Source organism: Streptomyces sp. 7-21 (assembly GCF_016741785.1).
Taxonomy (GTDB): Bacteria; Actinomycetota; Actinomycetes; order Streptomycetales; family Streptomycetaceae; genus Streptomyces.
The window spans coordinates 1-18324 of the sequence record NZ_JAERRL010000012.1 but is presented as its reverse complement, the minus strand read 5'-3'; the positions used below and the strand labels follow the sequence as shown (position 1 = coordinate 18324).

The 18324-nt window shown below is 71.5% G+C and carries 18 protein-coding genes and 1 tRNA gene; 14 read left to right on the top strand and 5 right to left on the bottom strand.

The window, feature by feature from the left end:
* Positions 1 to 19: 19 nt before the first annotated feature.
* Both recR and JK356_RS16020 read left to right on the top strand, forming a co-directional pair.
* Positions 20 to 619: a recombination mediator RecR gene (gene recR, locus JK356_RS16025; RefSeq protein WP_201868695.1), complete on the top strand. Its 600-nt coding sequence runs from the start codon at positions 20 to 22 to the stop codon at positions 617 to 619.
* 42 nt (positions 620 to 661) lie between these two features.
* A complete protein-coding gene (locus JK356_RS16020; protein ID WP_201868694.1) occupies positions 662 to 1345 on the top strand; it encodes a DUF5063 domain-containing protein in 684 nt (227 codons plus the stop codon).
* A gap of 29 nt (positions 1346 to 1374) precedes the next feature.
* On the opposite strand, the gene JK356_RS16015 is transcribed toward JK356_RS16020, so the two are convergent.
* Positions 1375 to 1794: a DUF1992 domain-containing protein gene (locus JK356_RS16015; protein ID WP_201868692.1), complete on the bottom strand. Its 420-nt coding sequence runs from the start codon at positions 1792 to 1794 to the stop codon at positions 1375 to 1377.
* A gap of 81 nt (positions 1795 to 1875) precedes the next feature.
* On the opposite strand from JK356_RS16015, the gene JK356_RS16010 reads away from it, so the two are divergent.
* The 5 genes from JK356_RS16010 (at position 1876) to JK356_RS15990 (ending at position 7043) form a co-directional block, all read left to right on the top strand.
* Positions 1876 to 2493: a TetR/AcrR family transcriptional regulator gene (locus tag JK356_RS16010; RefSeq protein WP_201868690.1), complete on the top strand. Its 618-nt coding sequence runs from the start codon at positions 1876 to 1878 to the stop codon at positions 2491 to 2493.
* A gap of 223 nt (positions 2494 to 2716) precedes the next feature.
* Positions 2717 to 3988: an aspartate kinase gene (locus JK356_RS16005; RefSeq protein ID WP_201868689.1), complete on the top strand. Its 1272-nt coding sequence runs from the start codon at positions 2717 to 2719 to the stop codon at positions 3986 to 3988.
* Between the two features lie 313 nt (positions 3989 to 4301).
* Positions 4302 to 4979 carry a SigE family RNA polymerase sigma factor gene (locus JK356_RS16000; RefSeq protein WP_374100661.1) on the top strand — a complete coding sequence of 226 codons (678 nt, stop codon included), beginning with the start codon at positions 4302 to 4304 and terminating at the stop codon, positions 4977 to 4979.
* The gene (locus JK356_RS15995; RefSeq protein WP_201868687.1) at positions 4976 to 6181 is read left to right on the top strand and encodes a hypothetical protein; all 1206 of its coding nucleotides are present in this window, start codon (positions 4976 to 4978) and stop codon (positions 6179 to 6181) included. The genes JK356_RS16000 and JK356_RS15995 overlap by 4 nt, the downstream gene beginning before the upstream one ends.
* Positions 6182 to 6194: 13 nt before the next feature.
* Positions 6195 to 7043 carry an SURF1 family protein gene (locus tag JK356_RS15990; RefSeq protein ID WP_201868686.1) on the top strand — a complete coding sequence of 283 codons (849 nt, stop codon included), beginning with the start codon at positions 6195 to 6197 and terminating at the stop codon, positions 7041 to 7043.
* Positions 7044 to 7050: 7 nt separating this feature from the next.
* Here JK356_RS15990 and JK356_RS15985 read toward each other — a convergent pair whose 3' ends face one another.
* Positions 7051 to 7527 carry a RidA family protein gene (locus JK356_RS15985; RefSeq protein WP_201868685.1) on the bottom strand — a complete coding sequence of 159 codons (477 nt, stop codon included), beginning with the start codon at positions 7525 to 7527 and terminating at the stop codon, positions 7051 to 7053.
* Positions 7524 to 7682 (bottom strand): DUF4177 domain-containing protein, encoded by a 159-nt coding sequence (locus tag JK356_RS15980; protein WP_201868684.1) that lies wholly within the window; start codon positions 7680 to 7682, stop codon positions 7524 to 7526. The genes JK356_RS15985 and JK356_RS15980 overlap by 4 nt, the downstream gene beginning before the upstream one ends.
* 45 nt (positions 7683 to 7727) lie before the next feature.
* Here JK356_RS15980 and JK356_RS15975 point away from each other — a divergent pair, with 45 nt between their 5' ends.
* Positions 7728 to 8723 carry an ArsA-related P-loop ATPase gene (locus JK356_RS15975; protein WP_201868682.1) on the top strand — a complete coding sequence of 332 codons (996 nt, stop codon included), beginning with the start codon at positions 7728 to 7730 and terminating at the stop codon, positions 8721 to 8723.
* Positions 8724 to 8743: 20 nt separating this feature from the next.
* Positions 8744 to 10186 carry an ArsA family ATPase gene (locus JK356_RS15970; protein ID WP_374100660.1) on the top strand — a complete coding sequence of 481 codons (1443 nt, stop codon included), beginning with the start codon at positions 8744 to 8746 and terminating at the stop codon, positions 10184 to 10186.
* 11 nt (positions 10187 to 10197) lie between these two features.
* Here JK356_RS15970 and JK356_RS22395 read toward each other — a convergent pair whose 3' ends face one another.
* Positions 10198 to 10581 (bottom strand): WhiB family transcriptional regulator, encoded by a 384-nt coding sequence (locus JK356_RS22395; RefSeq protein WP_201868680.1) that lies wholly within the window; start codon positions 10579 to 10581, stop codon positions 10198 to 10200.
* Between the two features lie 274 nt (positions 10582 to 10855).
* Here JK356_RS22395 and JK356_RS15960 point away from each other — a divergent pair, with 274 nt between their 5' ends.
* Entirely contained in the window at positions 10856 to 13135 is a 2280-nt protein-coding gene (locus tag JK356_RS15960) for a transglycosylase domain-containing protein (RefSeq protein WP_201868678.1), read from the top strand.
* A 35-nt stretch (positions 13136 to 13170) separates the two neighbouring features.
* Here JK356_RS15960 and JK356_RS15955 read toward each other — a convergent pair whose 3' ends face one another.
* Complete coding sequence (locus JK356_RS15955) at positions 13171 to 13638, bottom strand: GatB/YqeY domain-containing protein (protein WP_201868675.1); 468 nt, start codon at positions 13636 to 13638, stop codon at positions 13171 to 13173.
* A gap of 71 nt (positions 13639 to 13709) precedes the next feature.
* Between JK356_RS15955 and JK356_RS15950 the strand changes: the two genes are divergently transcribed.
* From JK356_RS15950 to JK356_RS15935, 4 genes are all read left to right on the top strand, one after another.
* Positions 13710 to 14633: a metallophosphoesterase gene (locus tag JK356_RS15950; RefSeq protein ID WP_201868673.1), complete on the top strand. Its 924-nt coding sequence runs from the start codon at positions 13710 to 13712 to the stop codon at positions 14631 to 14633.
* 51 nt (positions 14634 to 14684) lie between these two features.
* Positions 14685 to 14758 (top strand) — tRNA-Pro (locus JK356_RS15945).
* Between the two features lie 1128 nt (positions 14759 to 15886).
* A complete protein-coding gene (locus JK356_RS15940) occupies positions 15887 to 16306 on the top strand; it encodes a hypothetical protein (RefSeq protein ID WP_201868671.1) in 420 nt (139 codons plus the stop codon).
* Positions 16303 to 18324 (top strand): tetratricopeptide repeat protein (locus JK356_RS15935; RefSeq protein WP_236671412.1); only part of this gene is annotated, 2022 nt, incomplete at its 3' end. The genes JK356_RS15940 and JK356_RS15935, both read left to right, overlap by 4 nt.

The window sequence follows — 18324 nt, the reverse complement described above, 5'->3', positions numbered from 1 at the left end:
GGGAGAGGCGGTCGTTGCCGTGTACGAAGGCGTGGTCCAGGACCTCATCGACGAGCTGGGCAGGCTGCCGGGCGTGGGGCCGAAGAGCGCCCAGCGGATCGCGTTCCACATCCTCCAGGCGGACTCCGCCGACGTGCGGCGGCTCGCGCGCGCGCTGACGGAGGTGAAGGAGAAGGTCAGGTTCTGCTCGCTGTGCGGGAACGTGGCGCAGGAGGAGCAGTGCCGCGTCTGCCAGGATCCGCGCCGCGACCCGGCGGTGATCTGCGTGGTCGAGGAGCCCAAGGACGTGGTGGCCATCGAGCGCACCCGCGAATTCCGGGGCCGCTACCACGTGCTGGGCGGCGCGATCAGCCCGATCGACGGCGTCGGGCCCGAGGACCTGCGGATAAGGGAGCTGCTCGCGCGGCTCGCGGACGGCTCCGTCACCGAGCTGATCCTGGCGACGGACCCCAACCTGGAGGGTGAGGCGACGGCCACGTACCTGGCCCGCATGGTCAGCTCGATGGGGCTGCGCGTCACCCGGCTAGCCAGCGGCCTGCCCGTGGGGGGAGACTTGGAGTACGCCGACGAGGTCACTCTCGGGCGAGCCTTCGAGGGGAGACGGCTGCTTGATGTGTAGTGCGGGTCCAGTTCCGGCGACCGTCCAGGAGGCGAGAGCGAGATGACCGAGCCGACGACCAGCAGGCCGCCCGGTGACGGGGCGCTGAGCGGCGACGGACCCGACAGCTTCGCGGTGCAGATCGCGGACCAGATCGAGAGCTTCACGGTCGCGGTCACCGAGGTCGCCAAGGGCGACGATCCTGACAGCGCCGTGCCGTATCTGCTGCTCCAGGTCTCCCAGCTGCTGCTCGCGGGCGGGCGGCTGGGCGCGCACGAGGACATCGTGCCCGAGGAGAGGTACGAGCCGGACACCGGCCCCGAGCCCGACATGGACGAGCTGCGGGAGCGGCTGGCGTCGCTGCTGGCGCCGGTGGACGTCTACTCCGAGGTCTTCGATCCGTACGTGCCGCGTTCGACCCCGGTGGCCTCCCGGATCTCCGACGACCTCGCGGATGTGCTGAGCGATCTGCGGCACGGCATGGCGCACTACCGGGCGGGCCGGATCACCGAGGCGCTGTGGTGGTGGCAGTTCTCCTACCTGTCGAACTGGGGCCCCACGGCGAGCGCCGCGCTGCGCGCGCTCCAGTCGCTCGTCGCGCACGTCCGGCTGAACACGCCGCTCGCCGAGCTGAACGGCCTGGACACCGACAGCGACGCCGAGGACGGCGACCTGGAGCGGCAGGCGGGCCGCGTCATGGAGGCGGAGATCGCCCAGCCGCTGGGGCTGCGGAACGGCCGGAGCTGACGCGGGTCACGGCGCCCCGGCGGCGGGGTTCAGCCGCTGGCGGCGCCGTTGCGGTTGCGGGCCTGGCGCCAGTCCCGCACGACCTCGTCGGCGTCGTACGGCACCAGGTTCAGCGGCGGTCCTTCCAGCGGTCGGCGCATGGCCTGGCGGATGGTGCGGTTGATCTCCTCGATGATGCGCCGCACCCGTTTCTCGGACGGGGCGGCCATGGCTGCGGCGAGCGCGTCCTCCGCTTCCTTGCGCAGGGCCAGGCTCGGCGGCAGGAGGGAGAGGTCCTCGCTGCTCATCTTGCGCTTGAGCCACCAGTTCTCGTCGTACGGCTCCTGGTGTCCCGGGAGCGGTTTCCCGGCCCCGGGCAGGTCGTCGAAGGCGCCGCGCTCCTGCGCCTCGCGGATCTGCCGGTCCACCCAGGACTCGAAGCTGACGCCCGGCGGCTTCCGCTCGGTCATGGCCGCTCCTCCGTTGTGATACACACGTACCATTAAGCGCGGTTCCAGCCTAGCCAGCCGACGCGAGGAGAGCGAGACTCCGTGCCCCGCACCGCTGACCACGCCGCGCGCCGCGCGCAGATCGTGGAGGCCCTGATCCGGGTGGCCGTCCGCGACGGGCTGCACGCCGCCACGATGCGGTCGGTGGCGGCCGAGGCCGGAGTCTCGGTGCGGCTGGTGCAGTACTACTTCGCGTCCAAGGCGAAGCTGCTGCACGCCGCCCTGGACCACCTGGAACGGCGCAGCACCGCGCGCTGGGCGGCGCGGCTGGACGGCCTCCCCGACCCCCCGCCGCCCCGCGCCTACGTGGAGGCGTTCCTGGCCGAGGCGCTGCCGACGGACGACTTCAGCCGCGCGTTCCACCTGGTGTGGATGTCCTGCGCGGCGCTGGCGGTGACGGATCCAGAGCTCGCCGCGCAGCCGTTCGTGGCGGGGCCGTCGCGCCGCGAGCGCGACCTCGCCGGGGCGCTGGCCCGCGCCCGGGACGCCGGCCTGCTGCGCGGCACGGCGCTCCCGCCCGCCGAGGAGGCGGCGCGGCTGCTGGCGCTGAGCCACGGGCTGGGGACCAGCGTGCTGGCCGGGCTGCGGGACGCCGAGTCGGCGTGGGCGGTGCTCCGCGGCCACCTCGACCAGCTCTTCGCGCCCGCCGCGCAGCGGTGAGCGTTCGCCCCCCGACGGGGCCGGGTGCCTGGCGCGGCACCGCGCGCACGCATGTGTCCGTGTGAGGTCCCTAACGTTTCGGTCTGGTTTCCGTGTGCCGTTCTTGGACGGCGGGCAGGGGTGGTCGCTGAACGGGCGGGCAGATCGTCGCGCTCGGTACAATTCATCCGGCCGTGGCCACCGATATGGCTACGGAGAGTGAGAGAACGAGGAGCGAGCACACGTGGGCCTTGTCGTGCAGAAGTACGGTGGCTCCTCCGTTGCCGACGCCGAAGGCATCAAGCGCGTCGCCAAGCGGATCGTCGAGGCGAAGAAAAACGGCAACCAGGTCGTTGTCGTGGTCTCCGCCATGGGTGACACGACGGACGAGCTGATCGATCTTGCGGGGCAGGTCTCGCCCGTCGCGTCCGGGCGCGAGCTCGACATGCTCCTGACCGCGGGTGAACGGATCTCCATGGCGCTGCTGGCCATGGCGATCACTTCCCTCGGACACCAGGCGCAGTCGTTCACCGGCAGCCAGGCCGGGGTGATCACCGACTCCGTGCACAACCGGGCCCGCATCATCGACGTCACGCCCGGCCGCATCCAGAGTTCGGTGGACGAGGGGAACATCGCGATCGTCGCGGGCTTCCAGGGCGTGTCGCAGAGCAGCAAGGACATCACCACCCTGGGGCGCGGCGGTTCCGACACCACGGCCGTGGCGCTGGCAGCCGCCCTCAACGCCGAGGTCTGCGAGATCTACACCGACGTCGACGGCGTGTTCACGGCCGACCCGCGGATCGTCCCCAAGGCGCGCAAGATCGACTGGATCTCGTTCGAGGACATGCTGGAGCTGGCCAGCTCCGGTTCGAAGGTGCTGCTCCACCGCTGCGTGGAGTACGCCCGCCGCTACAACATCCCCATCCACGTCCGTTCGTCCTTCTCGGGCCTGACGGGCACCTGGGTCAGCAACGAGCCGCAGGAAGGCAAGCCGGTGGAGCAGGCAATCATCTCCGGGGTCGCGCACGACACCTCCGAGGCGAAGATCACCGTGGTGGGCGTCCCCGACAAGCCGGGCGAGGCCGCGACGATCTTCCGCGTCATCGCCGACGCGGAGATCAACATCGACATGGTGGTGCAGAACGTCTCCGCCGCCGCCACCGGCCTCACCGACATCTCCTTCACCCTCCCGAAGTCCGAGGGGCGGCAGGCCATCGCCGCGCTGGAGAAGCAGCGCGAGGCGATCGGCTTCGAGTCGCTGCGGTACGACGACCAGATCGCCAAGATCTCTCTGGTCGGGGCGGGGATGAAGACCAACCCGGGCGTCACCGCGACGTTCTTCGAGGCGCTGGCCGGCTCGGGCGTCAACATTGAGCTGATTTCGACGTCCGAGATCCGGATCTCCGTCGTGACCAGGGAAGACGCGGTCAAGGAAGCCGTCCAGGCCGTGCACACGGCCTTCGGGCTCGACAGCGAGAACGAGGAGGCCGTCGTCTACGGGGGCACGGGGCGGTGACGTCCCGGCGGCCTGAAGGATCGTTTCCGGCCGCATGTGAAGCTTCCGTGGCCAACTCGTAGGCCCTCACGGGTTGATTCGAGCAGATACCGAGCGAGACGATTTCCCTCCCCGCACCGCGGTGGGCAACCACCGCGGTACGGGGAGCGTCTTCTGCCAGGCCAGAGCCCACGCAAGACGCGGCAACGAACCGGACGGGCCCACACAGGCACAGACAGGCAAGGCGGGCGGTAGGCATGACGGAAGTCCCCCCACCCCACCGAGTCCTGTCCACGCCGTACAACCTTCTGGGGGGAGAGCGTGTCCAACTGGCGTGGCAGAAGTCCTCAATTTCACGGCAGTGCCCCGGCGACGCTTCCCGGCGGCTCCGGCATCCCCGGGCGCCGCAGGCCGCGGGAGCATGCCCGTGATCGCTCCCGTACCGGCGTCGCGTCCGGCGCGCGCCCGCGCCTCCGCTCAGGACGCGGGCGGCGCGATGGCTGAGGGCACCGCCGTCGAGGGCACCTCCGTCGACTTCCTCACCGAGACGTACCGCGCCCACTACCGCTCGCTGCTGGGCCTCGCCGCCCTGCTGCTGGACGACACCGCCTCGTGTGAGGACGTCGTACAGGAGGCGTTCATCCGGGTGCACTCGGCGCGCAGCCGCGTCCGCGACCCCGAGAAGACGCTGGCGTACCTGCGCCAGACCGTGGTCAACCTCTCGCGCTCCACGCTGCGCCGCCGCATCCTGGGCCTGAAGCTGCTCTCCCGCCCCCTGCCGAACGTGGCAAGCGCCGAGGAAGGGGCGTACGAGCAGCTGGAGCGCGATGACCTGATCCAGGCCATGCGCGGGCTCCAGCGGCGGCAGCGCGAAGTACTCGTGCTGCGGTACTTCGCCGACATGAGCGAGGCCGAGGTCGCCAGAACGCTCGGCATCTCGGCGGGCTCGGTCAAGGCGTACGCCTCGCGGGGCATCGCCGCGCTGCGCACCGCCATGGAGGCCCTGCAATGACCGACCGCGGCACCGGCCAGGAGCCCGCGGACAAGCGGGCCGACGACCTCAGGGACACCGGAGAGGCGGAGGACACGGCGCTCGAGGCGGAGCTGCGGCGCCTGCTGCGCGAGAGCGTCGAGCCCCTTGAGCCCTCCCCCCACGCGCTGCAGGAGCTGCGCCGGGCGGTGCCCGAACGCCGCCGCCGCAGACGCCACCTGCTGCTGGGCACCGCCGCTTCGGTGGCGCTGCTCGGCGTCGGCGTGCCACTGGCGTTCCAGTCCGCCGCGACGGTCAGCGGCGACGGCGGCGCCAGCGCCAGCGCCGGGCAGGAGGCGCACAGCGGCGCCGTCGGCGAGGAGTCCCACGGCCACCCCAACGAGGGCTCCGACCCGGTCGGACGGGGCAGCACGGACCCGGGCCAGTCCACCGGCGGCGACAGCGGGCAGGGCTACACCGAGGGCGGCAGCCGCTCGCCCAGCGACGACGAGACGGACATCCTCAGCGTCACCTCCCCCGACTGCGCGCGCGAGCAGCTGGGCGGTGCCGAGGCGTGGACGGAGGAGCCCGACGCCAGCGGCACCGTCTACGGCACCATCCGCCTGGCGAACGTCTCCGCGCAGTCCTGCCGGGTCGACGGGACCGGTGAGCTGACGGTGGTGCCGTTCGGCGCCACGACCACGGCGGACGTGCAGATCCTGCACCGCACCGAGGGCGACCGCGCCACCGAGCTGCCCGTGCCGGACGAGACCCAGCAGGAGCTGATCCTGCCGCCCGGCGCGGCGTACGAGGTGCGGTTCGCCTGGGTGCCCGACCCCGCGTCCGCCCGCTCCTGCGCCGTCGGCGGTACCGGGCCCGGGCCGACGTCCGAGCCGGCGCCGCCGCCCGGCGCCACCCCGCAGGCGGACGACACCGCCGCGGACGGCACGGCGGACGGCGGCGGGACCGGCGGCTCCGGCGGAAGCAGCGGAAGCGGCGCGGGCGGCGGCGAGGAACCGGCGGACGGCGACCCGGGCACCGGCGGCGGGCCCCCGCCGCCGGGCGACGACGCGGGCGGCACCGGCAGCACGGGCGGCGAGGACACCGGCGGCGGCTCGCCGGGCGGCGTCGCCCTCCGGTACACGCCGTCCGCCGGGGAGCCGCAGGCCGCGGAGATCGTGCTGGAGGGGGTCTGCTCGGGCACGGTGTACCGCACCGGAGTGCTGGAGGCCCCCGCGGGCTAGTTACGGTGGGGACGTGTACCGGTTTCTGCTGACCCCGCGGTGGTGGGCGATCAACGTCTTCGTCGTGCTCGCCATCCCTGTCTGCCTGGTGGCGGGCCTGTGGCAGCTCGGGCGGTTCGAGGACCAGGTGGACAGCCACCGCGAGCAGCAGGAGCGGGTGACGGACACCTCCGCCACGCCCCGTCCGCTGGCCGAGCTGCTGCCGCTGACGGGCGAGACGGTGAACCAGCACGCCGCCGTCACCGGGACCTACGACCGGGAGCACGAGCAGCTGGTGCCCGGCCGTGAACTCGACGGCCGGACCGGCTTCTACGTGATGACACCGCTGCGCCCCGAAGACGGCGCCGCCGCCGTTCCCGTGGTGCGCGGCTGGCTGCCGGGCGAGCCGGACCCGGCGCAGGTACCCGCCCCGCCGGACGGTGAGGTGACGGTGACGGGTCTGCTGCAGGCCCCCGAGTCGCCCAGCGAGGTGGGGGCGCGCACCGGGCTGCCCGACGGGCAGATCGGCGTGATCGGCGCGGCCTCGCTGATCAACGTGCTGCCGTATCCGGTCGAGGACGCGTGGCTGACCGTGACCGAGGCCCAGGCGCCGATGGCCACGGTGCCGGGCACGGCACCCACGGGCACCGGCCTGGACATGGACGCCTTCCAGAACCTCGGCTACACGGCCGAGTGGTTCGTCTTCGCCGCGTTCGCGCTGTTCATGTGGTACCGGCTCTTCCGCCGCGAGGTGGAGATGCAGCGCGACGCGGAGCTGGGGCTCGGCCCCGAAGCGGAGACCGGCGCCACGGCCGGCCCGGGAAGCGACGGCCCCCAGGGCGGCGGCCCCGGGGCCGGGCTTGCGGCCGCGGGCCGGCCGTAGCGTCGGCTCAGCTCTCGGCCTCGTCGGCCAGCTCTACCTGCACCTCGACCTCGACCGGGGCGTCCAGCGGCAGCGCGGCGACGCCCACGGCGCTGCGCGCGTGCTGCCCGCGCTCACCGAACGCGGCGCCCAGCAGCTCGCTCGCCCCGTTGATCACCTGCGGCTGGCCCGTGAAGTCCGGCGCGGAGGCGACGAAGCCGGTCACCTTCACGACCCGCGCGACGCGGTCCAGCGACCCGGCCACGGACTTGACGGCGGCCAGGGCGTTCAGCGCGCAGACGGCGGCCAGTTCCTTGGCGCGCTCCGGGCTGACCTCGGCGCCCACCTTGCCGGTGGCCGGCAGCTTCCCGTCCACCAGCGGCACCTGTCCGGAGGTGTAGACATACCGCCCGCTGCGGAGGGCGGGCACGTACGCGGCCACCGGGGGCACCACCTCGGGCAGCCGGTGACCGAGCTCCGCAAGCCGTTCCTCGACCGCGCTCACTGCTGCTTCTCCCGCTTGAAGTACGCCACGAGCTGCTCCGGGTTGGGTCCCGGCACGACCTGCACCAGTTCCCAGCCGTCCTCACCCCAGTTGTCCAGGATCTGCTTGGTGGTGTGGACCAGCAGCGGCACCGTCGCGTATTCCCACTTCGTCATGGGCCCCACTGTAGCCATGCCCGCCCGTCGCTTAGGCTCCCTGGCGTGAGCGGCTCAGCTAGCACGCCGCCCCGGCTGCACGTGGTCAGCGGCAAGGGCGGCACGGGAAAGACGACCGTCGCCGCCGCACTCGCGCTCGCCCTGGCTGAGGAGGGCCGGCGCACGCTGCTGGTCGAGGTCGAGGGCCGCCAGGGCATCGCCCAGCTCTTCGAGACGGAGGCGCTGCCGTACGAGGAACGGCGGATCGCGATCGGCCCCGGCGGTGGCGAGGTGTTCGCGCTGGCCATCGACGCCGAGCAGGCGCTGCTCGACTACCTCCAGATGTTCTACAAGCTCGGTGGCGCGGGCCGCGCCCTGCGGCGCCTGGGGGCGATCAGCTTCGCGACGACCGTCGCGCCCGGCGTGCGGGACGTGCTGCTGACCGGCAAGGCGTGCGAGGCGGTCAGGCGGCGCGGCCCCGGCGGCCGCTTCGCGTACGACGCGGTGGTGATGGACGCGCCGCCGACCGGGCGCATCGCGCGTTTTCTCGGGGTCAACGACGAGGTCGCCGGCCTGGCCAGGGTCGGGCCCATCCACCACCAGGCGCAGGCGGTGATGCGGGTGCTGAAGTCGCGCGAGACGGCCGTGCACCTGGTGTCGCTGCTGGAGGAGATGCCGGTGCAGGAGACGGCGGACGGCGTCGCCGAACTGCGCGCCGCCGGGCTGCCGGTGGGCTGCGTCGTGGTCAACATGGTGCGCCCGCCGGTGCCGTTCGGCGCGGCGGTGCCGGCCGGGGGGCTCACCCCGCGCGGCGAGCGGGCGCTGGCCGAAGCGCTGGCCGGGGCGGGTCTGCCGCACGCGGACCGGCTGGTGGCGCCGCTGCTGGCGCAGGGCGCGGCGTACGCGGCGCGGCGGCGGCTCCAGGAGCGGCAGCGCGCGGAGCTGGACCGGCTGGGGCTGCCCGTCAGGGAGCTGCCGCTGCTGGCCGAGGGCGTCGACATCGCGGGCCTGTACCGGCTGGCGCGGCGCCTGCGGAAGGACCTGCGGAGTCATGCGGAGTAAGCGGTGGTGAGGTGGGCGACGTGACCGGGACCGGGACCGCGCCCGGCGGGGGCGCGGAGGTGAACGACGTGCCCCGGCTGGCCGTTGACCCGCTGCTGGATGATCCGGAGACGCGGATCATCGTGTGCTGCGGCGCGGGCGGCGTCGGCAAGACGACGACGGCGGCGGCGCTGGGCCTGCGGGCCGCGGAGCGCGGGCGGCGCGTGGTGGTGCTGACGATCGACCCGGCGCGGCGGCTGGCGCAGGCCATGGGGCTGACCGAGCTGGACAACACGCCGCGGCCGGTGCCGGGCATCGACAAGGCGGCGGGCGGCGAGCTGTTCGCGATGATGCTCGACATGAAGCGCACCTTCGACGAGATCGTCGAGGCGCACGCCGATCCGGCGCGGGCCCGCGCCATCCTGGAGAACCCCTTCTACCAGTCGCTGTCGGCCGGCTTCGCCGGGACGCAGGAGTACATGGCGATGGAGAAGCTGGGGCAGCTGGCGCAGACCGGCGAGTGGGACCTGATCGTGGTGGACACGCCGCCGAGCCGGTCCGCCCTGGACTTCCTGGACGCGCCCGCGCGGCTGGGCTCGTTCCTCGACGGGCGGCTGATCCGCGTGCTGATGGCCCCGGCCAAGGCGGGCGGCAGAGCGGGGCGGAAGGTGATGAGCCTGGGCGTGGCCGGGCTGTCGCTGGTCTCCGGCTCGCTGGGGAAGCTGCTCGGCACGGCGCTGCTGCGGGACGTGCAGACGTTCGTGGCGGCGATGGACACGATGTTCGGCGGCTTCCGCGCGCGGGCGGACGCGACGTACCGGCTGCTCCAGGCGCGGGGGACGGCGTTTCTCGTCGTGGCGGCGCCGGAGCGGGACGCGCTGCGGGAGGCGGCGTACTTCGTCGAGCGGCTGGCCGGGGACCGGATGCCGCTGGCCGGGCTGGTGCTCAACCGCGTGCACGAGGCGGCGGCGGGCTGGCTGTCGGCGGAGCGCGCGCTGGCGGCGGCGGAGACGCTCCAGGCCGCGGCGGAGCACGAGGGCCGGGCGGAGAAGAATTTCCCCGACGGCCGCATTGTGGATCATAGGACCGGGCAGACTGCTTGTCGGAACGGTTCCGCCTCTCCCGACGCCGTTCCGCGGCCCGTTCACGGCCCCGTAGTTCACGCGGAGGACCACGCGGACGAGGACGTCCCGCCGGACTCCGCGGCCGCCGGTTCCCGTTCCGCCGACACCGACCGATCCGACGTCTCCGAGCTGCCTACCCGGGAAGCCGCCGCCGTCCTCGCGGCTGGTCTGCTGCGCGTGCACGCCGAGCACATGCGGCAGGTGACGCGCGAGGAGCACACGCATGCCCGGTTCACCGCCGTGCACCCCGAGGTGCCGGTGGCGCGTGTGTCCTCCCTGCCCGAGGACGTGCACGACCTGGCCGGCCTGCGTACGGTCGGGGAGCTGCTGGCGCGGCAGGAGCCTGCCGCGCGTTCCTGACGGCGCCGCGGTCAGCCCGCGGCGGCCGCGTAGCCGCCGTACTGTCCGGCGTACGCCTCGTGGGTGTGGTCTGGCGCGCCGGAGCGGGTGGTCCGGGCGGGCCGGGTCTGCTCGAGTTCGCGCTCGTACTCCGAACGCGCCGTCTCCAGCAGGCGGCGCCAGGAGGTCACGGTGGGGCGCCTGCGCAGCAGCGCGCGCCGTTCCCGCTCGGTCATGCCTCCCCAGACGCCGAACTCGACCCGGTTGTCGAGCGCGTCGGCGAGGCACTCGGTGCGTACGGGGCAGCCGTTGCAGACTGCCTTTGCCCTGTTCTGCGCCGCTCCCTGTACGAACAGTTCGTCCGGATCCGTCGTGCGGCAGGCCGCGTGCGCGGTCCAGTCCGTTGCCCAGCTCATGCCGGTGCCGTCCTCTCCCGAATCGAGGCGCCCCCACGGCGGCAAGTGGCGTATCCGCCCTCGCCAGTTGAGGACGTTACGGAAGGCAAGCAGGGCACAACACCCCCAGTAGGCCTAATCTTGCATGGCCCGTTCGGACTATGGCGGCGCTCGTGATCACCCACTCGAGTGATCACAGGCCATGGCCTGACCCACTGGTTACGCTTGTGAACAAGTGGCAGCTTAGGCGAACGCCCCATGCCGTGTCCGGGGTTCGGGAACGTAGGCTTGCCGTATGGCTAGAAGGCACCCGCGCGGTGGTCGCGGAGTGAGCACGGCGGGACAGGTCGCCAAGTTCCTCGGGGTCAGCGTGCTGTCCGGAGCGGTCCTGGCCGGACTGGCGCTCCCGGCCGTGGGCGCGCTCGGGCTCGCGGCCAAGGGCACGATGGAGGGCTTCGACGAGATCCCCGACGCGATGCTCACCCCGCCGCTGAGCCAGACGACCACGATCCTCGACGCCGAGGGCAACGAGATCGCCGAGGTCTACACCCGCAACCGCACGGTCGTCAGCCTCGACGAGATGTCCGACTACCTCCCGCAAGCGGTCGTGGCCATCGAGGACGCCCGGTTCTACGAGCACGGCGCCGTGGACCTGCGCGGCATGCTCCGCGCCCTGACCCGCAACGTCGAGCAGGGCGGCGTCGCCGAGGGCGGCTCCACCCTCACCCAGCAGTACGTGAAGAACGTCTTCGTCGAGCAGGCGGGGGACGATCCCGAGGCCGTCGCCGAGGCCACGCAGCAGACGGGTGCCGCCGGCTTCGGCCGCAAGATCCGCGAGATGAAGTACGCGATCCAGCTTGAGGAGGAACTCACCAAGGACCAGATCCTGGAGAACTACCTCAACATCACGTACTTCGGCCAGCAGGCGTACGGCGCCGAGGCCGCCGCCCAGCGGTACTTCTCCAAGAGCGCCGCCGACCTGGAGCTCCACGAGGCGGCCATGCTCGCCGGCCTGGTGCAGTCACCCAGCCAGTACGACCCGCTGCTCAACCCCGACGCCGCGCTCCAGCGCCGGAACACGGTCCTGGAGGCCATGGTCGACAACGACGTCATCACCCGCGAGGAGGCGGACGAGGCCCAGGAGCGCGACCTCGGCCTGAACGTCAGCGAACCGCGCAACGGCTGCATCACCGCCGTCGCCGACGCCGGCTTCTTCTGCGACTACGTCCGCGAGGAGTTCCTGAGCAACCCCGCCTTCGGCGAGAACCGCGACGACCGCCAGGCGCTGTGGGCGCTCGGGGGCCTCACGATCCACACCACCCTCGACCCGCAGGCGCAGGCCGCCGCGGTCGCGGCGGCGCAGGACAACGTGTACGCCAGCGACTCGGTGTCCGCCGCCATCACGCAGGTCGAGCCCGGCACGGGCCACATCCTGTCCATGGCGCAGAGCCGCCCCTACGGCAACGACCCCGAGCAGAACCAGACGGTCATCAACCTCAACGTCGGCGCCGACATGGGCGGCAGCGCCCACGGCTTCCAGCCCGGCTCGACGTTCAAGCCGATCACGGCGGCGGCCGCCCTGGAGGCAGGCGTCTCACCGGCCCAGACCTACACGACGGACTACGAGCTGACCGTGCCGATGGACGACTTCCGCAACTGCGAGGGCCAGCCGCTGGGCTCCGCCGACGAGCCGGTGTGGGAGCTGTCGAACGAGCGCGAGGACGAGGCCGGCACCTGGGACATGACGGAGGCGCTCGGCCAGTCGATCAACACCTACTTCGTGGAGCTGGAGCGCCAGGTCGGCCTGTGTGAAACGGTCTCGATGGCCGAGTCCCTGGGCATCCGCAAGGGCAGCGGCGAGCCGCTGGACGAGGTGCCGTCCGTGACCCTCGGCGGCCAGAACACCACGCCGCTGATGATGGCCGCCGCCTACGCCGCGTTCGCCAACGACGGCACCTACTGCGAGCCGGTCGCCATCACCGCCGTGATCAACTCGGAGGGCGAGGAGCTGGACATGCCGCCCGCCGACTGCCAGCAGGTCATGTCGCGGGAGACCGCCCGGCTGATCAACGCGATGCTCTCCGGCGTCGTCGAGGACGGCACCGGCGCCACGGTCGGCCTGACCGACCGGGACAACGCGGGCAAGACCGGTACCACCGACGAGCGGCGGGACGTGTGGTTCGTCGGCTACACCCCGGAGATCGCCACCGCCGTCCACGTCGGCAACGAGAACGAGCTGATGCCGATGGTCGACCTCACCATCGGCGGCACGTACTACGAGCGGGCCAGCGGTGCCGCCGTCGCGGGACCGATCTGGCGCCAGGCCATGACGGGCGCGCTGGCGGACGTGCCGGCCACCCGGTTCCCGGAGGTCGACCTGCCCCGCGGCAACGACCGCGACCGGGACGACCGTGACGACCGCGACAACGACCGCGGGGGCGACCGCCGTCCCGGCGACCGCGGTGGCGACCGCGATGACCGCGGCAACGGCGACCAGCCACCGCCGCCGCGCGGCGGACTGCCGGACATCGATCTTCCCGACGACTGGGGCGACTGGGGAGGCTTCCGGCCCTGAGACGGCCCTGAGACGGAGCGGGCGGGCCGCCCGGGTCAGCCGCTGGCGAGCGCCTTCTGGACTTCCTCCGCCACGCGGCGGCCCTCGGCCCGCCCCGTGACCTTCGGCTTCAGGATCTTCATCGCCGCTCCCACGGCGGCCTTCCCCTGGGCACCGTCCGCCTTCGCCTGGGCCACCGCCTCGGCGACCAGCGCGCTCAGCTCCTCGTCCGTGAGCGGCTCCGGCAGGTAGGCCGACAGCACCTCGCCCTCGGCCCGCTCCCGCTCGGCCTGCTCGCGGCGGCCGCCCTGCTCGAACGCCTCGGCCGCCTCGCGCCGCTTCTTGGCCTCGCGGGCGATGACCTCGATGACGTCCCCGTCGGAGAGCTCCCGCGCCTTCTTCCCGGCGACCTCTTCCGTCGTGATCGCGGCGAGCGTCATGCGCAGCGCCGCCGCCCGCAGCTCGTCGCGCTCCTTGATCGCGGCGGTCAGGTCGTTCTGGATACGGGACTTCAGCGTCGTCATGGGTGCCATTGTCGCAGCCAGGCGTGACGGGCGGTGCGCCGTGTGACTCGCGGGTCTGCGACCATGGGGCCATGCGACGCGTCCCTCTGGCCCTGACCGCCCTGACCGCCGCCACCGCAGCCGCTGTTGGCTACGCCGCCGGGATCGAAGTGCGGTCGTTCCGCCTGCGCCGCGTCACGGTTCCCGTCCTGCGGCCCGGCATGGCGCCGCTGCGGGTGCTGCACGTCTCGGACATCCACATGGTCAGCGGGCAGCGCGCCAAGCAGCGCTGGCTGCGCTCCCTGGCCGGGCTGCGCCCCGACTTCGTGATCAACACCGGGGACAACCTCTCCGACCCCGAGGCCGTCCCCGAGACGATCGACGCCCTCGGCCCGCTGCTGGAGTTCCCCGGCGCCTACGTCTTCGGGTCCAACGACTACTACGCCCCGGTGCTGCGGAACCCGGCCAGCTACCTCGTGAACCGTTTCTCCGGCCGCCACGGCCTCAACGGCAACGCCCCCGCCGTGAACGTGCCGCGCAACCCCTGGTGGGAGCTGCGCGACGCTTTCGACGCGGCGGGCTGGGCCAACCTCACCAACCGCCGCGGCCGCCTGAAGACCGGCAGCACCGAGATCGCCCTGACCGGCCTGGACGACCCGCACATCCGGCGCGACCGCTACGCCGAGGTCGCGGGCGGGCCCGAGCCCGGCGCCGACCTCTCCCTCGCCGTCGTGCACGCCCCTTACCTGCGCGTCCTCGACGCCTTCACCGCCGACGGCTACCCGCTGATCCTCGCGGGCCACACCCACGGCGGCCAGCTGTGCGTGCCCTACTACGGCGCCCTGGTCACCAACTGCGACCTCGACACCCGCCGCGTCAAGGGCCTGTCCGCCCACGAGGCCGGCGGCCGCGTCGCCCACCTCCACGTCTCCGCCGGGTGCGGCACCAACCGCTACTTCCCCCTGCGCTTCGCCTGCCCGCCGGAGGCCACGCTCCTCACGCTCACCCCGGCCTGACAACCGGATTTCCCCCAGACGCCTGCGTCGGCTACAGTAGGAGCCGCTCTACGGGGTGTGGCGCAGCTTGGCAGCGCGCTTCGTTCGGGACGAAGAGGTCGTGGGTTCAAATCCCGCCACCCCGACACAGGACAGAGGCCCAGTCGCAATCACGCGAAGGGGCCTCTAAGTGTATGTACGGCAGCGAAGTACAGCTGCCTCTACGCCTCTGCCGATCGTCCTCGTCCGGTCGCTCCTTCCGCTTGCGGCTCACCGCCGCCCCGCGCCGCCTGAGCTTCCGGAGCGCACCCCGTGACTCCGGACGGGGGCACCAGGTGTACGCCTCGACCACCTACAGCGATCTCACAGTGGCCCGAGCCGACAAATGGACTGCGTCTGTTCACGCACAGATGACACTTGCCTCTACTTAATCGCCCGGCCGGCAGATCTCACAATGGGGGGCACTCATGCCGCAATGACTGGCGTTTATTTCTCTCTCCGGCTCCAGATATTTTATTCAAGCAACGAATCGCAGCCACTGGAATCGACCTTCTCTCTCGCCACGACAAAGGGAGGCAAATGCTTCTCCGGACACGGCAGCACTCATCGAAAATCGCACTCTCACCTCCCTTCTCGTTCGGTCCGCAAGAACCCTGTCCCGCGCATACCGAAACGTGCGCTCTACGCGCCTATCTTCAGTTGCCTTACTCTCACGGGCAGCACGTTGCGGCAAGAGGTCCACCTTTTCGATCCTGACACAGCCACGAGCTTTCACATATTCCACGCACATTCGACAGAAAAGACCCTGCGATCACATCACGCCACCAATCGGGGCGCTTTATTAACATGAGAAGCGACAGAAAAGCAGTCCGCCGGACGTCGAAATCTTCCCGCTACAGTCAGCCCCGCAGCGAGTCCGAAGCACCTCACCACCACCAAGCTGAGGACTCAGCCCTGTCATCGGGGGGCGATTACCTGCCCCTACCTAGGCCGACGAAACGGCCATCCAGCCCACAGAGCACCCTGGTTCCCTCCGGCAGCGATGGTCACACGGTCAGCACCGCTGACGACACCGACGACGGCGCTCGGAGCCCTCGGCACGGTAGAGGCATCAGGTCGGTTCTGCCACGTGGTGTGCCGGACCGGTGAAGGCGGCAGGGTCTTCCAGCCAGCCGACGACGAAACCACTTGGGCAACGTGAACGTTAGGACTGTACGAGCAGAGGTCGCGTCCCTACGCTGGGTTACCCGAAAGGGCGATTGTCGGGAGGTCAGGTGAGCGGCGAAGCGGTGCAGTTGGTGGAGCAGGCGGCGCCGTATCTGTTGTCTGCGGTGAGTGCCTACGGGATGGCTGTGTTCTCCCGGGCGGAGAACGCGGCGGCGGATGCCACGGCGAACTTAGGGCGGCGGATTCTGCGGGCCGTGTGGCGTCGCCGGGACGAGCAGGGGCGACAAGAGCTGGAAGCCGCGGTCCGGGACGCGGCCGAGACACCAGAGGACGCGGATGCGGCGGCCGCGGTGCGTCAGCAGGTCAAACGTGCCCTGCGGGAGGACGCCGAGTTGCGGGCCGAGCTGGCCCGTCTGCTGCCCGCTGCCGGGGAGACGGTGCGTGTGACGGCCTCGGGTGAGCGATCGATTGCCGCCAAGACCATCACCACGGCCATCACCGGAGACCACACGAGGATACAGTCATGAGCGACAGCGCAGCGGCCGGGGGAGGCCCCCAGGCAGCAGGCGCGCGGTCGGTGGCGGCCGAGCGCATCGGGGTGGCGATCACCGGGGACAACGGCCGGGTGGTGGTGCTGTCGGCCGAGGCAGTGGGCTGGGCCCGGGACGTGGAGGCGCCGCCGGGGGCGGGGAACCTGCCCGGGTCCGCATCCGGGCTCTTCGTCGGTCGTAAGGACGAGCTGACCGAGCTGCGCCGGATGCTGACCGATCAAGGGGAGGCCGCGGTCACCCAGGCGTCTGGGATACGGGCGATCCACGGGCTGGGCGGCATTGGCAAGAGCACGCTTGCCCTGCACTACGCCCACACCTACCGGCGTGCGTACACGCTGGTGTGGTGGATCAACGCTGCCAGTACCGAGCAGATCGTCACGGGCCTCGCCGGCCTCGCAACGCGGTTGTGCCCGCAATGGGCAGCCACCGCGGGCATCGAGGAGCGGGCGGCGTGGGCAGTTGTGTGGCTGCAGTGGCATCCCGGCTGGCTGCTCATCTTCGATAACGTCGAAGACCCCGCCGACCTGCACCACTACCTGGGCACGCTGCCGGACGGGCACCACCTGGCCACCAGCCGCATCGCCACCGGCTGGCACAAGATCGCCCCCACCATGCCCCTGGGCCTGCTCGACACCGATGCGGCCGTGGACCTGCTCTGTTCCCTCGCCTTCGGACGAGCACACACCCCCACATCGGAGCAGCGCCGGGACGCCGCTGCCCTGGCCGCCGATCTCGGCTATCTGCCGCTGGCACTGGAGCAGGCGGGCGCCTACCTGTTCGAGACTGGCACCTTGCTGGCCGACTACCGGCAGATGCTCGGGCAGGTCATGGATACCGCTGCTGGTGGGATCGACCCAGAGCGCACCATCGCCCGCATCTGGCACCACACCCTGGCCGCCATCAAAGGCCGCAACCCTCAGGCCGTCACCTTGCTGAACGCCATGGCGTGGCTCGCGCCCGACGGCATCCCCCGCAGCCTGCTCGCCCCGCTCTGCTCTGACTTGCTCACTCTCAACGAGGCCCTGGGAGCGCTGCACGCCTACAACATGATCTCGTTCAGCGCCGACCGGCAGAGCGTCAGCGTCCACCGCCTGGTACAGACCGTCCTGCGCCACCAGCACGCTGACTCCGACGGTTATCCGCCCGGCCGGCAGGAGGCCGAACACCTCATCCAGCAAGCCACACTCGACGACGACACCGACACGGATACCGCGCAGTGGGAGCGGCTTCTGCCGCATGTCATCGCCGTTGCCGACTCCACACCGCCTCGTAGTCCGGCATCGACCGCCACCGCCGGCGCCTACCACGCCGCCGCGCAGTACCTGTACCGCCAGGGACGCGACGCCCACACCATTCCCCTGCGCACGGCCGCCCTCACCCAGTGCGAACAGGTCCTCGGCACCACCCACCCCCACACCCTCACCAGCCGCAACAACCTCGCCGGCGCCTACGAGTCAGCGGGAGACCTGAAACGCGCCATCCCCCTGTACGAAACCACCCTCACCCAGCGCGAACAGATCCTCGGCACCACCCACCCCGACACCCTGGCCATCCGCAACAACCTCGCCTACGCCTACCAAGCGGCGGGAGACCTGAAACGCGCCATCCCCCTGTACGAAACCACCCTCACCCAGCGCGAACAGGTCCTCGGCACCACCCACCCCGACACCCTCACCAGCCGCAACAACCTCGCCTACGCCTACCAAGCGGCGGGAGACCTGAAACGCGCCATCCCCCTGTACGAAACCACCCTCACCCAATGCGAACAGGTCCTCGGCACCACCCACCCCGACACCCTCACCAGCCGCAACAACCTCGCCTACGCCTACGAGTCAGCGGGAGACCTGAAACGCGCCATCCCCCTGTACGAAACCACCCTCACCCAGCGCGAACAGGTCCTCGGCACCACCCACCCCGACACCCTCACCAGCCGCAACAACCTCGCCTACGCCTACGAGTCAGCGGGAGACCTGAAACGCGCCATCCCCCTGTAT

Coding starts and splice junctions, on each gene's coding strand:
- JK356_RS16020 (WP_201868694.1), top strand. CDS start 662: ATGACCGAGCCGACGACCAGCAGGCCGCCCGGTGACGGGGCGCTGAGC.
- JK356_RS16015 (WP_201868692.1), bottom strand. CDS start 1,794: ATGACCGAGCGGAAGCCGCCGGGCGTCAGCTTCGAGTCCTGGGTGGAC.
- JK356_RS15995 (WP_201868687.1), top strand. CDS start 4,976: ATGACCGACCGCGGCACCGGCCAGGAGCCCGCGGACAAGCGGGCCGAC.
- JK356_RS15980 (WP_201868684.1), bottom strand. CDS start 7,682: ATGACGAAGTGGGAATACGCGACGGTGCCGCTGCTGGTCCACACCACC.
- JK356_RS22395 (WP_201868680.1), bottom strand. CDS start 10,581: ATGAGCTGGGCAACGGACTGGACCGCGCACGCGGCCTGCCGCACGACG.
- JK356_RS15960 (WP_201868678.1), top strand. CDS start 10,856: ATGGCTAGAAGGCACCCGCGCGGTGGTCGCGGAGTGAGCACGGCGGGA.
- JK356_RS15955 (WP_201868675.1), bottom strand. CDS start 13,638: ATGACGACGCTGAAGTCCCGTATCCAGAACGACCTGACCGCCGCGATC.
- JK356_RS15950 (WP_201868673.1), top strand. CDS start 13,710: ATGCGACGCGTCCCTCTGGCCCTGACCGCCCTGACCGCCGCCACCGCA.